Source organism: Pseudomonas sp. FR229a, assembly GCF_030209115.1.
GTDB lineage: Bacteria > Pseudomonadota > Gammaproteobacteria > Pseudomonadales > Pseudomonadaceae > Aquipseudomonas > Aquipseudomonas moraviensis_A.
This window is the reverse complement of sequence record NZ_JARVSP010000012.1, coordinates 243,448-258,523: the sequence shown is the minus strand read 5'-3', so window position 1 is coordinate 258,523 and position 15,076 is coordinate 243,448. Positions and strand designations below refer to the sequence as shown.

The 15,076-nt window shown below is 58.4% G+C and carries 11 protein-coding genes; 5 read left to right on the top strand and 6 right to left on the bottom strand.

Annotated elements, in window-relative coordinates:
- Positions 1–447: 447 nt before the first annotated feature.
- Genes QRN33_RS11730 through QRN33_RS11720 form a run of 3 tightly spaced genes read left to right on the top strand, consistent with a single transcriptional unit; the run spans position 448 to position 4,050 of the window.
- A complete protein-coding gene (locus QRN33_RS11730; protein WP_252873207.1) occupies positions 448–1,125 on the top strand; it encodes a vWA domain-containing protein in 678 nt (225 codons plus the stop codon).
- A complete protein-coding gene (locus tag QRN33_RS11725; RefSeq protein WP_350310280.1) occupies positions 1,082–1,873 on the top strand; it encodes a PP2C family serine/threonine-protein phosphatase in 792 nt (263 codons plus the stop codon). The genes QRN33_RS11730 and QRN33_RS11725 overlap by 44 nt, the downstream gene beginning before the upstream one ends.
- Positions 1,870–4,050 carry a topoisomerase DNA-binding C4 zinc finger domain-containing protein gene (locus QRN33_RS11720; RefSeq protein ID WP_285408682.1) on the top strand — a complete coding sequence of 727 codons (2,181 nt, stop codon included), beginning with the start codon at positions 1,870–1,872 and terminating at the stop codon, positions 4,048–4,050. Before QRN33_RS11725 ends, QRN33_RS11720 begins: the two co-directional genes overlap by 4 nt.
- Before the next feature lie 971 nt (positions 4,051–5,021).
- On the opposite strand, the gene aceE is transcribed toward QRN33_RS11720, so the two are convergent.
- Positions 5,022–7,691 carry a pyruvate dehydrogenase (acetyl-transferring), homodimeric type gene (gene aceE, locus QRN33_RS11715; protein ID WP_285408680.1) on the bottom strand — a complete coding sequence of 890 codons (2,670 nt, stop codon included), beginning with the start codon at positions 7,689–7,691 and terminating at the stop codon, positions 5,022–5,024.
- A 171-nt stretch (positions 7,692–7,862) separates the two neighbouring features.
- Here aceE and QRN33_RS11710 point away from each other — a divergent pair, with 171 nt between their 5' ends.
- Positions 7,863–8,315: a MarR family winged helix-turn-helix transcriptional regulator gene (locus QRN33_RS11710; protein ID WP_285408678.1), complete on the top strand. Its 453-nt coding sequence runs from the start codon at positions 7,863–7,865 to the stop codon at positions 8,313–8,315.
- Between the two features lie 9 nt (positions 8,316–8,324).
- Here the strand turns inward: QRN33_RS11710 and QRN33_RS11705 are convergent, their stop codons facing one another.
- The 5 genes from QRN33_RS11705 to QRN33_RS11685 all read right to left on the bottom strand — a co-directional run bounded on the left by QRN33_RS11705 (position 8,325) and on the right by QRN33_RS11685 (position 13,704).
- The gene (locus QRN33_RS11705) at positions 8,325–9,425 is read right to left on the bottom strand and encodes a transketolase-like TK C-terminal-containing protein (protein ID WP_285408676.1); all 1,101 of its coding nucleotides are present in this window, start codon (positions 9,423–9,425) and stop codon (positions 8,325–8,327) included.
- 223 nt (positions 9,426–9,648) lie between these two features.
- Positions 9,649–11,388, bottom strand: a complete 1,740-nt coding sequence (locus QRN33_RS11700; protein ID WP_285408674.1) for a dipeptidase — start codon at positions 11,386–11,388, stop codon at positions 9,649–9,651.
- Positions 11,389–11,576: 188 nt separating this feature from the next.
- Complete coding sequence (locus QRN33_RS11695) at positions 11,577–12,215, bottom strand: LysE family translocator (RefSeq protein ID WP_042610677.1); 639 nt, start codon at positions 12,213–12,215, stop codon at positions 11,577–11,579.
- Between the two features lies 1 nt (position 12,216).
- On the bottom strand, positions 12,217–12,987 hold the full coding sequence (locus QRN33_RS11690; protein ID WP_042610678.1) for a 2OG-Fe(II) oxygenase: 771 nt from the start codon (positions 12,985–12,987) through the stop codon (positions 12,217–12,219).
- Between the two features lie 90 nt (positions 12,988–13,077).
- Positions 13,078–13,704 (bottom strand): serine-tRNA(Ala) deacylase AlaX, encoded by a 627-nt coding sequence (locus QRN33_RS11685; RefSeq protein ID WP_042610679.1) that lies wholly within the window; start codon positions 13,702–13,704, stop codon positions 13,078–13,080.
- Positions 13,705–13,793: 89 nt separating this feature from the next.
- On the opposite strand from QRN33_RS11685, the gene QRN33_RS11680 reads away from it, so the two are divergent.
- The gene (locus QRN33_RS11680) at positions 13,794–14,792 is read left to right on the top strand and encodes a LysR family transcriptional regulator (protein ID WP_064361444.1); all 999 of its coding nucleotides are present in this window, start codon (positions 13,794–13,796) and stop codon (positions 14,790–14,792) included.
- Positions 14,793–15,076: the final 284 nt, after the last annotated feature.

Below are 15,076 nucleotides of genomic sequence, written 5' to 3'. Positions count from 1 at the left end.
ACGACCTTGCCAAGGTCGGGGTCGCGAGTTCGAGTCTCGTTTCCCGCTCCAATTTCACAAAAACGCCGATCAGTGATGATCGGCGTTTTTGTTTGTGCGCGTTTTTTCGCAGTTGCAAATAAAAAACCAAGTTCGAGTCTCGTTTCCCGCTCCATATATTCATCTACAGAGCTCAATGGAAGTCTTTAAGCCATTGGGAACAAGTCTTTTCGGCTCTTTCTTCGTTCCGGTTCGCTTCATCGAAAACACCTCCAGCTGCTCACCAAGATCTCGCGCCAAGAGGTATTGAAAGTGGTGCGCGATCAAGCGGCACGACCATGGATCAAAAGTGGCGCACTGGGGGCGGATATTAAGGGGCTTGTACGTATCATTCTGTGCCAATTATAGTCCATGCTGCTATCGTGCCATTACATACGACAGCTTCGTCAGGGATTGAGAGGGGACAAGATGACCGATTTTGAGCAGCAACCTTTTGCGGACGCCGAATTCGCAGAGAATCCGGAGCAACGATGCCCCTGCATATTGCTGTTGGACACGTCATCGTCCATGAATGGCGCGCCGATCCAGCAATTGAATGATGCGCTGCAGTTTTTCAAAGAAGAGTTGTATGCCGATGCCATGGCGGCGAAGCGGGTAGAGTTGGCAGTGGTGACCTTCGGACCGGTCAATGTCCAAACCGACTTCACGACCGTCGATGGGTATTTCCCTGAAGTGTTAGAAGCCAGCGGTGTCACTCCAATGGGCGAGGCCGTTGAGCGTGCATTGGATTTGTTGTGCGAACGCAAGGCGCGGTACCGAGCCAACGGCGTGAAGTACTACCGCCCCTGGGTTTTCCTGATTACTGACGGAGCGCCGACGGATGACTGGCAGGAAGCGCGGCGACGCGTGCACGAGGGGGAAGAGCGAAAGGAGTTCATGTTCTATTCCGTGGGCGTCGACGGTGCCGAGATGTCCACCCTTTCCCGGTTAGGTACGCGTCAACCCCTCAAGCTGAAAGGGCTGGCGTTTCGAGAGCTCTTCGCTTGGCTATCGAGCTCGTTGAGCGCGGTATCACAGTCCAACCCGGGGGATGCTGTTCCTCTTGTCAATCCGACAGGACCGACGGGGTGGGCCGTTGCAGAGTAAGCCGCATTGGCGTTGGGCGGCTGCGTCGTGCATTGGCACATCACATCTGAAAATGGGGACAAGGAAGCAGGACGCCTACAGCGTTATGCGCCTCACTCCGGATGTTTTTTGTGCGATTGTCTCCGATGGCGCAGGCAGCGCCGCCTACGGCGGACAAGGTGCAACGTTAACCTGCCGTAGTTTGATGGGCCGTCTTCGCCACTGGTTTAGCGACCAGGATGTGCTGCCGGATGACGACATGATCATGGGCTGGATTGATCAGCTGCGTGACCGACTCGCTAAGGTCGCGCAGACGCGTGCAGTCACGCGGCGGCAGTTTGCCGCAACCTTGGTGATGCTGCTGGTATTCAAAGATCAAGTCCTAGCGTTGCAAATTGGTGATAGCGCGCTGGTGGCACGTAAGGCGGGTATCTGGGAGGCCCTGTGCTGGCCGGAGAATGGAGAGTTCGCCGCCACGACCTATTTTGTCACCGATGACCCTGAAGTGCGTGCTCATATCTATCGCTTGGATCGCGAGTATGACGCCTTCGCGCTGTTTTCGGATGGGCTTGAGTCAGTTGCATTGGAGCAGGCTACGCAGCAGCCCTTCCCGCGTTTTTTTGATCCGATGATTAAACCGGTGGATCAGGAAAGTGCTGAGGGACGTCTGGTCGTGTTGTCTGGTGCACTCGCACGCTATCTGGACAGCCCCGCCCTCTGTGAACGCACCGATGATGATAAGACGCTTGTTCTGGTGTCATGTCGGTGAGCTCTGTACAGGTCAAGGTCGGCGGTAGAACTGAACGACTCGATAAGCAGTTGGGTAAAGGTGGCGAAGGCGATGTGTTCGCGTTGGCCGGGCGCGCAGATCGAGCGGTTAAGATCTATAAGACCGCGTTGCGAGGCTCCCGCGAAAGTAAAGTTAGAGCCATGATCGACGGGCAGTTGGCTGGAGCGACGACCCTGGTCGCGTTTCCGTCTGAGGTCGTGACTGATGCTTCCGGAAATTTTCTTGGTTTTACCATGCGACTTGTGGCGGGATACCGTGCGCTTCATGAGCTGTACAGTCCGAAATCCCGCAAGCTGCATTTCCCCAAAGCGGACTACAGATTCCTGGTGCGCGTAGCTCAGAACGTTGCGCGTGCGGTTGCCACTGTGCATCAGGCCGGTTGTGTCATCGGCGATCTCAATCACTCCGGTGTGTTGGTAGGGCAGGATGCGACCGTTGCACTGATTGATGCCGACAGCTTTCAGTTCAACTTAAAGGGGCACTCTTATCCCTGTGTTGTCGGAACCGAAGACTTCACACCTCCCGAGCTTCACGGGAGCAGCCTCGCAGCTGTCATACGAACCCAAGCGCACGATAATTTTGGGCTGGCGGTGGCCATTTTCCAGCTGTTAGCGATGGGTAAGCACCCCTATGCAGGCCGCTATAACGGCCCTGACCTCACGCTGGGGCAATCGATTGCGCAACATCGCTTCGCCTTTTCAGTAGTTCGACGGGATGAAACGCGAACTACACCGCCGCCCGGTTCCGTAATGTTGGCAGACTTCCCAAGGGAAATAGCGGCAGCGTTGGAGTCCGCTTTTGGGCTCGCACCCTCGTCTCGTCCAGATCCGGCGGCTTGGGTCCATCTTTTACAGGGGCTCGAGACGGGCCTGCGTCGATGTGCGGATGTGCCGACGCACTATTTCCCAGGTCCGGCAGATACTTGCTTGTGGTGTCGGTTAGCGAGTCAGTCGGGCGTCGAAATGTTTCCCCAAGGACTGGCTGTTGGCAATGTTCCGGTGGCAGGTCCGTTCGATCTGGAACGGATGTGGACGGCTATTCGGGCCGTACGTCTCCCATCACCCACGGAGGTGCTGCCGGTCTGGAGCGGCAATATTAGCTCGCCCAGTTTAGCTGTAACGCGGGTGAAGAACACGCGGCAGGCCCCTGCAATCATCGGTGGTTTTGCATTGCTGGCAGCGGTGATTGGCTATGTTGCCGTGCCAGGAGCGGCAGTTCTGTGGGGCCTTCTGGGTTTCGGCGGTTTAGCGCGAATTTTCGCCACTAAAAAGGTAGATCCAACCCCTTTCCGCAAGTCCTATCAGGAAGCAGACAGCAAAGTGCGTTTAACGTCTCAGGCCTACCTACAACGGATTGGCCTTCGGGAAATGCATGTTCTGTATGCTGACCTAGAGGATGCAGTGGTTCGGTATCGCCAGCTCGAAGCGCAGCTCGCTCAGGCGTTGAAGCAACTGAAAGTGACTCGGGAAGATCGCCAGCGTACGGTTTTTCTGGATCGGTTTCTGATCAGGCGAGCGTCCATATCAGGTATCGGTGCCGGAAAGACCGCCACGCTCGCGTCGTTTGGCATTGAGACCGCGGCGGACATTACCGCGTATGCGGTTCGAGCAGTGCCAGGTTTTGGAGAAGCCTTGACGGCGAAGATGTTGGCATGGCGGCAGGAGCAAGAGGCTAAATTTCGTTACAACGCCACGCCGGATCCGTCTGATGTGCAGGCAGAGCAGTCGGCCCGCGTGACGTTTGCCACTAAGCAGATTGAGTTGCAGAAGAAAATTCAGTCGGGTTTCGCCGCTTTACAGGCTTCAGTGCCTCGATGTCTTTCCGCCAAGACCAAGCCCGATCAAGCTCTTCAGCAGGCATTGCAGGAGCGGGCTATTGCTGGGCACGATTGTGCGGTGTTGGGAATCAATGTGCCTGCGCCTACGCCCATCTCGATTGAGCTTCCTAAAAGAACTCAGGTTCCACCGAGCAAAGTTCAACCGCTATCGAGTGTCCTGCGGACGGTTGCGCCCGTGACGACGCGCCCGGTGGTGGCCAATGCGTGCCCAAGCTGCGGCGCGTCCATGGTGCGTCGAACCGCTCGCAAAGGAAAACACGCTGGTCGTCAGTTTTGGGGATGCTCCAAGTTCCCTGCCTGTAAAGGTACAAGAAGCTAGGGAGTGCTGGACGTCGTAGTGACTCACGGTCGTTTGCACAGCGGTGCCGGACAATAGGGATGAGTACGGCATATAAGAGCGTCGCCGACGGTGCTCAAGGCAAGCCCGGCGAACCGGCCACTGCTGCACTGTCTGCACAATCCCTCGGTACTCGCTGCAGTTGTTTCAACACCGCAGAATGCGCCGCAAATCCCGCTGCGTCTGCGCCATCTGATCCGCCGTCAGCCACGCCATATGTCGTTGTCCCGCCAGCACAAGCATGTCCACCCCGGACGCCGCAATGGTCGCCAGATAGTTGGCGCTGGAAGACCAGCTGACATTTACCTAGTGCCTCGGAGAACTGGCTTTCACGCCGCCGATTTCTCCTAGCTCGCGCTGGGATAGCTTCAAGCCTATGTATTCTACGCGTGACCCCGAGATCGGTTTCCGACAGCGTGCGCGATTATTTTAAATACGGGGCAGGTATAGGAGCCCCGGGGAGGGTTAATGGGGGCGCATTCATGATTGTCATCACGGTGGATCTCCTTGAGATCCTAGGTGGAAGAGGGGCGCAAATTCGCGAGACCTCGGCCAACCGCAGCGGTACGGTTACTCAATACCTCATTTGGCCTTCCAGGCCCCGCAGTTTTCGACGGCGCAGATGTCTTCAGTAGCCGCTGTCGGCGAGGCCGCGCGAGTGTCTCGGATTCCACCGTTACCCGCCGCCGACCAGACTGGAGAGGGGGGGCTGCCCGCCGGCGCGATAGGGTATGGAATTAGTCCAAATTGAAACGCCATGATTTTGGTAAAAACCACGTATCTCAAAGAGATAAAGTAGGTATCTATGTCTCGTTTCCCGCTCCAATTTCACAAAAACGCCGATCAGTGATGATCGGCGTTTTTGTTTGTGCGCGTTTTGTAGCGGCAAAAAAAAAGGACCCTGCCCTGGAACCAGTGCAGGGTGCCTTTCCAGTTTCAATGGAATCACCCAATCATACAGCTGCAGGATTCTGCTTCTCGGGGTCAATCCCATAAAGAACAATCGCCTCGGCGACTTTTTCTCGTGTGATCGCGCCGTCGTCAGCCAGCGCTTTCAGGGCCGCCAAGGCAATGAAATGGCGATCCACTTCGAAAAACCGACGCAACGATTCGCGGGTGTCCGATTGGCCGAAACCGTCAGTGCCCAGGGCGACGAAGCGGCGATTGGGCACGAACGGGCGGATCTGGTCGGCGAATATTTTCATATAGTCGGTCGCGATCACCACCGGACCCTGTGCATCCTGCAGGCAGCTTTCAACATGGCTGATGCGAGGCGTCTGTTGTGGATGAAGCAGGTTCCAGCGTTCGGCATCCTGGCCCTCCCGACGCAGTTCGGTCAGGCTGGTGACGCTCCATACGTCACTGCTGACGGCAAAATCCCGCTCCAACAATTGGGCAGCGGCGACGATTTCCTGCAGGATCGAACCGCAACCCATCAGTTGCACATGCTTGCCTTCGGCGGGCTGCGCAATGGCGCTGAGCCGGTACATGCCTTTGAGGATGTCTTGCTCGACACCCTCGGGCATCGGCGGATGGGCGTAGTTCTCGTTGAGCAGCGTGATGTAGTAAAAGATATCCTCGTTTTCGACGTACATCCGCCGCATCCCGTCCTGGATGATCACCGCCAATTCATAGGCGTAAGTGGGGTCGTAGGACACGCAGCAGGGGATGGTGGAAGACAGGACATGGCTATGGCCGTCGTCGTGCTGCAGGCCTTCGCCCATCAGCGTGGTCCGGCCGGACGTGGCGCCGAGCAGGAAGCCCCGGGCACGGGCGTCACCTGCCGCCCAAGCGAGGTCACCGACGCGCTGGAAGCCGAACATCGAGTAGAAAATATAGAAGGGCACCGTCATTACGGCGTGGGTGCTGTAGGAAGTGCTCGCGGCGATCCAGGAAGAAATTCCGCCGGATTCGTTCAGGCCTTCCTGCATGATCTGGCCATCTCTGGCCTCCTTGTAATAACTCAGTTGGCCGGCGTCCTGAGGCGTATAGAGCTGGCCGACGTGGGAGTGGATACCAATCTGGCGGAACAGGCTTTCCATACCGAAGGTACGTGATTCGTCGGGGACGATCGGCACGATCAGTTTGCCAATATTCGGGTCCTTGAGCAGCGTGCCGAGGATGCGCACGAACGCCATGGTCGTGGAGATCTCCCGCTCGCCAGTCCCTTTGAGCTGTGTATCCAGCGCCGACAAAGGCGGGACCTGCAATGGTGCCACGGCATTGAAACGGGCCGGGATGTAACCGCCCAACTGGCTGCGCCTGGCTTGCAGGTACAGGCTTTCGACGCTGTCCGCAGCCGGTTTGAGGTAAGGCATGTCGCCGAGCTGATCATCACTGAGTTCCAGTCCGAACCGATCACGGAACGCCTTGACCGCGTCGTCGCCCATCTTCTTGAGCTGGTGGTTGATATTCTGGCCTTCACCGGCTTCGCCCATGCCGAAACCCTTCACCGTCTTGGCGAGGATCACGGTCGGTCCGCCGATGTGGCGCATGGCGGCGGCGTAGGCGTTGTGGACTTTCTCCGGATCGTGGCCACCACGGGACAGTTTCCAGATGTCGTCGTCGCTCAGGTCACTGACCAGCTCCAGCAGCTCAGGGTATTTGCCGAAGAAATGCTCCCGCACATAGGCGCCGTTCTGCGACTTGTAGTTCTGATAGTCGCCGTCGACGCACTCCATCATCCGCTGGCGCAGCAGGCCGGTCCTGTCCTTCTCCAACAGGGCATCCCAGCCGCTGCCCCAGATTACCTTGAGTACATTCCAGCCAGCCGCCCGGTACAGGCTTTCAAACTCCTGAATCACCTTGCTGTTGCCGCGCACCGGTCCATCCAGGCGCTGCAGATTGCAGTTGACGACAAAGATGAGATTGTCGAGCTTTTCCCGGCCCGCGAGAGAAATCGCCGCCAGGGATTCCGGCTGGTCCATTTCACCGTCGCCGAGAAATGCCCAGACTTTTCGCCCCTGATGTTCCTTCAGCCCGCGGTCCTCCAGGTAACGCATGAACCGGGCCTGATACGCGGCGGTAATTGGCCCGAGCCCCATGGACACCGTCGGGAATTGCCAGAACTCCGGCATCAGCCGTGGATGCGGATAGGATGAGATACCGTCACGATCGGTCTCGCGGCGGAAGTTGTCCAGTTGCTCTTCACTCAGACGTCCTTCCAGATACGCCCGTGCATAGATGCCAGGTGAGGAGTGGCCCTGGATGTACACCATGTCGCCGGCGAACTGCTCGGTGCGGCCACGGAAAAAATGCTCGAAGCCGACGTCGTACAAAACCGCTGCCGACGCGTAGGACGCAATGTGTCCACCCACGTTCGAATGTTTGCCGGCGCGCAGCACCATGGCCAGCGCATTCCAGCGAATATAGGCATTGATCCGGCGCTCCACGGCCAGGTCGCCGGGGTAGGGTTGCTGGCGTTCGACCGGGATCGTATTGACGTAGGGCGTCGTCACGCGCCCGTAGAAGTCACCGTGACGGTTGGCGTCGAAATCCAGCATCTGATCGATCAGATAGTGGGCGCGAGGGCGTCCTTCGACACTCGCCACCGACTCAATCGATTCGAGCCATTCGCGAGTCTCTTGTGGATCCTCGTCGAGAAAAGCGGGTTGTTGTGCCATCGTTGTCGTCTCCTGAACATTGCAGCAGCACCGAGTCGTTTGGTGCCTGACCAAGGGGCGTGGGTCAGCGCCAGCCTTCGAGTTTGTAGTTGCAGTTGCAACTACGTGAAAGAACTTAGCCTGCCGTGCGCTACAATTGCAACTAAATCGATTTCATGAAAAAGGTGATGCATGTCTTCCAACGAGCCGGATACCTGGTTCAGATTCGTCAGGGCACACCGCTGCCTGATCCGCGAGATCGAGCGTCGGCTGGCGGCCGCCGGGCTTCCGGCCTATGCCTGGTACGACGCGTTATGGGGGCTGGAAAGCGGCCCCGATGGCAGCCGGCGAATGAACGAACTGGCGGATGTGATGGCCATCGAGCGCTACAACCTGACGCGTCTGGTGGACCGCCTGGAAGCCGAAGGTCTGGTCATCCGCAGCCGCGCCAGCGATGACGGTCGCGGCGCGTATGCCAGCATCACCGAGCAGGGCAAGGCGCTGCGCAAGAAAATGTGGGCCATCTACGAAGGCGCAGTGGACGAACTGTTCTTGTCGCAATTTGACGACGCCGAGCAACGGCTTTTCAGCGATGCCCTCGAGCGCGCGGCCAGCGCGGCGCGCAGCAGTGGGCGGGCGAAGTGAGGGAGCTTTTCATTGGAGCAGGTACCGATCCATGGCCTGCTGGATGAACGCTCGGCTGATGACGCCTTCCTCAGCCAGAACCTGCAGGGCCAGCACCACGATCCAGCGCTCATCTACCCGGCCCATGGCGGACCCGATCGAGTCGGCACCGAGGGCCACGAACCGTGACTTCACATGTGCACCGATCTGCTCGGCGACATGCCGGCCATACCCGGTCACGGCCACCACCGGCCAATCCTCGTTGTCCAGGCAGTCGAACAAATGCGCTGACCTGCGCGGCATCTGCGGATGCAGGCGATTCCAGCGGTGCGCATTGTCCGCATCGCGGGCAAGGCGGGTATAGCTGGGGCAGCTCCACAGTTCGCTGGCCACGCCCCAGTCCTCGCGTAGCAGCTGCGCCGCCGTCGTCACCGACTGCAACGCCAGCCCCGCCCCGAGCAAGCGCACTTTAGGGCGCGCTGAATCGACATCGATGCTGCTGAGCCGGTACATGCCCTTGAAAGCCTCGCTGGCGCTGAGTCGGTTGGTTGGAGCGATGAAGTCACTGGGCTCATCGTGAAGTGCCATGTAATAAAAACCGTCGTTGCCTTCCACATACAGACTTTGCAAAGCCGCCAGGGTAATGGCCTGCGCTTCGGCGCCGCTGGCGGGGTCAAAGGGCAGGCAGTGCGTGTTGGCGACCAGCCAGAGTGGCACCCAGGGATGAGCCCCCTTGGGCCAGCGTGAAGGCAAGGTTTCGATGTCATTGCACAGAATGCCGCGATGGGCCGATTCATTGGAAAGTGCACACAACTCGGCCGATGTTGCCGAAGTGGTCAGGTACAGCAGCGGTCTCTCACTGGAGCGGGCTGTGGCGTTCAAACGCAGGGGCCAGGCGCTGATCCGGGTGTGGGCATTTGCGGTTTGGCTCTGTTTGCTGGAGCGGATGACCCAGATATGCCTGGCTGTTCCCGGATCCCTCTCGAGGCGATTGGCGATATCGACCATGGTGAGCAGCGGCGAGGAAGAGCCCGCAATCTGCTGCGGTGGAACTGTGCGGATCTTATCGATGCAGGCCTGAGCGGCCAGGCTGGTTTCTGGCGTCTTAGTGAAGCTGGAAAAGCCCATCATTCCACGATCTCCGTACGTTCCGTCGTGCCTGCACCTTACTCAAGGCTTGCATGTGATTGCAAGTGCAACGAAGTTGGGTGACGGTTGCAGGCGATCGAAATCCGACCTGCTCAGGGGGCTGACAGCCTCGACGCGCGCGTTTTGTGGGGGCAAAAAAAAGGACCCGATGCGGGTCCTTCCTTATGTTTAACCCGGTCACAAGCGACCGGGTTAAAACAGCGCATCAGAGCTTCGGCAACTGCCCGACACGCCCCATCATTTCCGTGACGATCTGCAGATCCAGCAGGAACTGGTCGACGGTCTTGAACTCGCCATCGGTGTGGCCGGTGTATTTGGCTTCCGGTCGCGCCAGGCCGAATTGCACGCCGTTCGGCAATTCGTGAACCGAAGTCGCGCCAGCGGAAGTACCGAATTCCGACTTCATGCCGAGGTTTTCGCTGGCCACCGCGAGCAGCGCCTTGACCCACTCACCTTCGGGATTGCGGTACATCGGTTCTGCCACTGAGTAGTCGAACGCCACGGCAACGTGAGTCTTCTTGCTCCAGGCGTCCAGTTTCTCGGCGATCTCGGCCTTGAGCTTTTCCGGGGATTTACCCTTCGGCACCCGCAGGTTCACCGCCAGTTTGAAGGCTTTGTCGTCCTCGCCGACATAGGTCAGCGAGGTGGTCAGTGGTCCCATGAACGAATCGGAGAAGCCCACGCCAAGTTTTTTACCCGAGTAATCCAGCCCCCAGTTGTCGTCGGCATAACGCGCCGCGTCGGTGAACTGGTTGTGCTTGAGCGCGACTTTGCCGTCCAGGCTGTTGATGAAGCTCAACATCCGGGCGACCGGGTTGACGCCGGACTCTGGTTCCGAGGAGTGCGCAGAAACCCCGGTGACGGTCAGTTTCACGTCTTTACCATCAACCTTCGCAGCGACCTGGAAGTCGCCACCGTTGGCTTTGGCATAGGCGTCGCCGGATTTTTGCAGACTGGCGGCGAGCTCGGCAGGCTTGTCGGTTACCAGGGTGACCACCGAAGCCGATGGAATCTGGTTGGTCGCCTTGCCGCCGGTCATCGAAACGATTTCCGCGCCGTTGCCTTCGCCTTTGCGCTTGGCGAAGTTGGCCATCACCGTGCCGTAGCCTTTCTCGGCAATCACCACCGGATAGCCGCCGTCCAGCGCCATGTTGTAGTTCGGCGTCGGGTTGCGCTCGAAGTAGTACGGGATGGCGTCGCCGCTGGTTTCCTCGGTGGTGTCGACCAGCAATTTGAAATTGCGTGCCAGCGGCAGCTTCTCGTCCTTGATCACTTTCATGGCGTACAGCGCGACGACAATGGCGTTTTTGTCATCCTCGGTACCGCGACCGTACATGCGATCGCCAATCAGCGTGACTTTGAACGGGTCGAGCTTGGTGCCGTCTTTCAGCACCCAGTTTTCCGGGGTCACTGGCACCACATCAGCGTGCGCGTGAATACCGACGACTTCGTCGCCTTTGCCGTCCAGAGATATTTCGTAGACACGGTTATCGATGTTGCGGAATTTCAAACCAAAGGATTCGGAGAGCTTTTGAATCTCGCCGGCAATCTTGATGAATTCCGGGTTGTCGTGCTGCGCCACGCCGTCCTTGCGGAAGGTTGGAATCTCGACGAGTTGACGCAGGGTTTCCAGCGCCGCCTTGCCGTATTTCACTCGAGTGTAGATACCCAGCAGACGGTGGATTTCATTCTGCTGTTCGGCGTTCAGGGTCTGGTTGTCGAGGAAGGCGCTGATGGACGGGTTGAGCTTATCCGTCTTGGCCAGGTCGCTTTTCGCCAGGCTGCCAAGGAAGCTACGGAAGTCCGCCAGGTTCTTGCCGTCGAAGGATTTCAGGATCGCTGCGCTTTGCTCGGCAGTGATGTTGGCTTGTGCGGCGCTGGTAAACGTGGCGAGGCTGGCCATGACCAGAGTGGCGGCGGCCAGTTTTTTCAGGGAAAAGACCATGGAACAGGCATTCCTTTGCAAAGGATTGGGAAAGTATTTCTGACGCTTGTGACAGAAACATTTTGTAAACCTAACACTGCGAGCGCTGGGAAAGGGAGTCGCAAACTTGATCTGTCGCACAGAAATGCAAAAGAGACGCACAAATGAAAAAGTCCCGGCGGGTGATGGCCGGGACTATTTTGGGTGGATTACATCGACAGCATCAGGCGTCCGGCGAACAGAATCAGAATGACGCCCATGCTGCGCTCGAACCAATGTCCAAGGCGCATGAACAGCAGGCGCACTTTGTTGCTGGAGAAAAAAAGCGCGACGATGACGAACCACAGCGCGTTGACGAAGCACATCCACAATCCATAGAACGCCTGGATCTGCAGCGGTGTGCTGGCGCTGATGATCGTGGTGAAAATAGCCAGGAAGAACAGCGTGGCCTTGGGGTTGGTCGCATTGGTCAGAAAACCGGTGCTGAAGGCTTTGAACAGCGACTGTTCGACCAGCGGCTCGTCAGCGTTTTTTTCGCCTTCGACGCTGCTTTTCGGTTTGCTGCGGATCAGGCTGACGCCCAGATAAAGGATGTAGGCACCGCCGACAACCTTGGCGACGGTGAGCAGCCAAGGCGTGGTGTGCATCAAGGCGCCGACGCCGAGCAAGGTATACAGCACATGCACGGAAATCCCCGCGCCGATGCCCAGCGCGGTGCAGATGCCGACGAGGCGTCCGAAGCGCACGCTCTGGCGGATGGTCACGGCGAAGTCCGGGCCGGGTGCAACGACGGCGAGGAAGTGGATAGTCGCCAATGCGAGAAATTCGCCCAGGTAATTGGAAAGCATGTCAGCTCCAGAAAGTCAGAGGGGAAGCATTGCCGCGATAGCCGACAAAAAACGACAGGCTCAAACGCGGATCCGCTACGCCCGGGGTCACCGAGTGCATGCGGCGCGAGTTGAACATGATGAAATCGCCGGGCTGCGGGCGCACTTCGAGCGCTGGTGGCCCCAGCAGCGACGGCTCGATGCCATAACTGTCGCCACGCATTTCATCGAATTGGTCCGGGGTGATGTCGTCGTCCCACATCTGCAAAGCGCCACCCTCGGTGGGCATGTTCAGGTAGACGTTGCAGGCGAATTGCGCTTCCAGGCTGCGTGCCTGAAAACTGTCCGGGGCGTCCTTGGCGAAGATGTCGTGGTGGGCGAGAAAGCACACGCCGGGTTTGACCACCCGCGACAAGCCGACATACATCTTGCGCCCGTAGAGGTTTTCCAGATGCGCGCCGGCGGGCCAGGATTCGTCGAGCATGCAGCGCAGGGTGTCGATCGGCGAAGAGTAGGGCGCGCAGCGCTGGCGCAGTTCGTCGATGTTGCGGGTGGCGCGTTCGAAGTAATCCTCGATCAGCAGCGGCTGGTTTTCCGCCTCATAAAAGGCCATGCCGATGCGGCCGATGCTCGGTGCGTTGATGTAGCCCTCAAAGCCCGGGGCGAGGATCTTGTCGCCAATCTCGACTGCCAGCGGCTCGGGCAGAAAGCGTTTGACGCGGATGGCGAGGACTTCTTCGTTGGCCAGTTTTTTTATGCACGTCTCATCGAGACGCTCGACGTCTAGCATCATTTGTTTTAGGTCCATCTATCGATAGTCAACGGAACCGGCGATTGCGGTTCCCCGGCGGCGGACGCTGCGCGACGGCAACGTCCGAAATGCTCAATCCACGCTGTAGTGGACGGACAGCGTGCCTTTCTTCTGCGAAAGCGACGCGATCGTGACTGTGCCCAGATCCTTCAGGCTGCGTACGTGGGTGCCACCGCAGCCATAGGCTGGCAGTTCACCAAAACTGATTTCCCGCGCGCCTTCGCGCAGTGAGGTCAGGCGCGGCAGATCGTGTTCGATCCACTGCTCGATGCCGGTTTGCAGCGTTGGCGCGTCGACCTCTTCAGCGCCATCACCCGGCTTGAATTGCACCCGACCTTCGTCCGGCCAGTGATGCGCCTTGATCGGCATCCAGCCCATGGCCTGAATGAAATGTCCGATCAAGTGCCCGGCCGAGTGCATGCGCGTATTGAAGCGGCGGCGCTGTTCATCGACCCGGATAACAGTCATGCCCAGCGGCACCGGTCGGTCGACGAAATGCACAATGCGCTCCGGCTCTTGCACCACCCGCGAGACCTGGCTTTCACCGATCCAGCCGGTATCGCAAGGCTGCCCGCCGCCCTGCGGGTGGAACAGAGTAGCGCGCAGCACTACGGCGAATTCGTTCTCGTGGGGTGTGCAGTCGAGGACTTCGACATTCGCCTTGAGGTCATCACTGTGAAAAAACAGGCGAAGCGTCATATTCCATGCCCTGATCGAAGTTCTGTTTTTATTATATGAATCGTGCAATAACGTGATAATCCATTCGAACATCAAAGGACTTGTGCGTTGTGAGCATCAATCTTCCGCTGCCGCTGCTGGGTGAAATGGCGATTTTCGTCAAGGTTGTCGAGACCGGCAGCTTCTCTGAAGCGGCCCGGCAGATGGGTTCCTCACCCTCGGCGGTCAGTCGCAGTATTTCCCGACTGGAGAAGGCGTTAGCCACGCGCTTGCTGCAACGCACCACGCGCAAACTGCGTTTGAGCGATGGCGGGGAAGAGGTGTTCAAGCGTTGCCAGGAAATGGTCAGTGCGGCCAGATCGGTGATGGAGATCAGCGGCCAGTTCACCCACGAAGCGGAAGGTCTGGTCCGGGTCAGCGTGCCGAAGGCGGTAGGGCGCTTTGTGATTCATCCCCACATGCCGGATTTTCTGCGCCGCTATCCCAAGGTCGATGTGGAGTTGCTGTTGGAGGATCGTCAGGTCGATCTGATCGATGATCATGTCGATCTGGCGATTCGTATCACTGATCGTCCGCCGGCCGGGCTGGTCGGTCGGCAGTTGCTGACTATCGATCATTTGCTCTGCGCCACGCCGCAATACCTGGCCGAACACGGCACGCCGACGCATCCTCATGACTTGCTCAATCACAGTTGTATTTATCTGGGTGAAACCCCGAGCGATGCGCGCTGGAAATTCAAGAAGGGCAGCAAGGCTGTCACGGTCGGTGTGCGGGGGCGCTATGCCGCCAATCACACTGGCGTGCGGTTGGGGGCGGTATTGCAGCACATCGGAATTGGCAGTCTGCCGTATTTCACCGCGCGTTATGCGTTGGAGCAGAAGTTGATTGTGCAGGTGTTGCCGGACTGGACGTTTCTGGCCTCTTACCATGGCGGGTTGTGGTTGCTGCATTCGCCGACGCGTTATTTGCCGCCGAAGTTGCGGGTGTTTATTGATTATCTGGTGGAGTGTCTGCAGAAGGAGCCGACGTTGGGCAGGCCCGGGAAGTCGGCCGGCGGGAGCAACGCGGCTGTGGCGTATGAGTTGCCGGAGAGTGAGGGGTTGCTTTGAAGTTTTGGGTGTATATCCGTTGCTTCGGGTGTTGCTGATGGCGGTTTCGCCCTTACGGCGAGTCACTTTTTCAGGCGCCAAAAAGTAACCAAAACGCTAGCTCCTGCGTTCGGCCCTCGCAGGCTCGGGTTCCTTCGCTGCGGGATCGATCCCTCCACTCAGCCTTCCGACGTCGCCCGTGGATCAAGATCAAAAGCACTCGCGCTAACGCTCATTGTTGAGTGGTGAAAAGCGTGTGGTCTGCTTTGGATCTGTGTTGGATTCGCCCCTCACCCCAGCCCTCT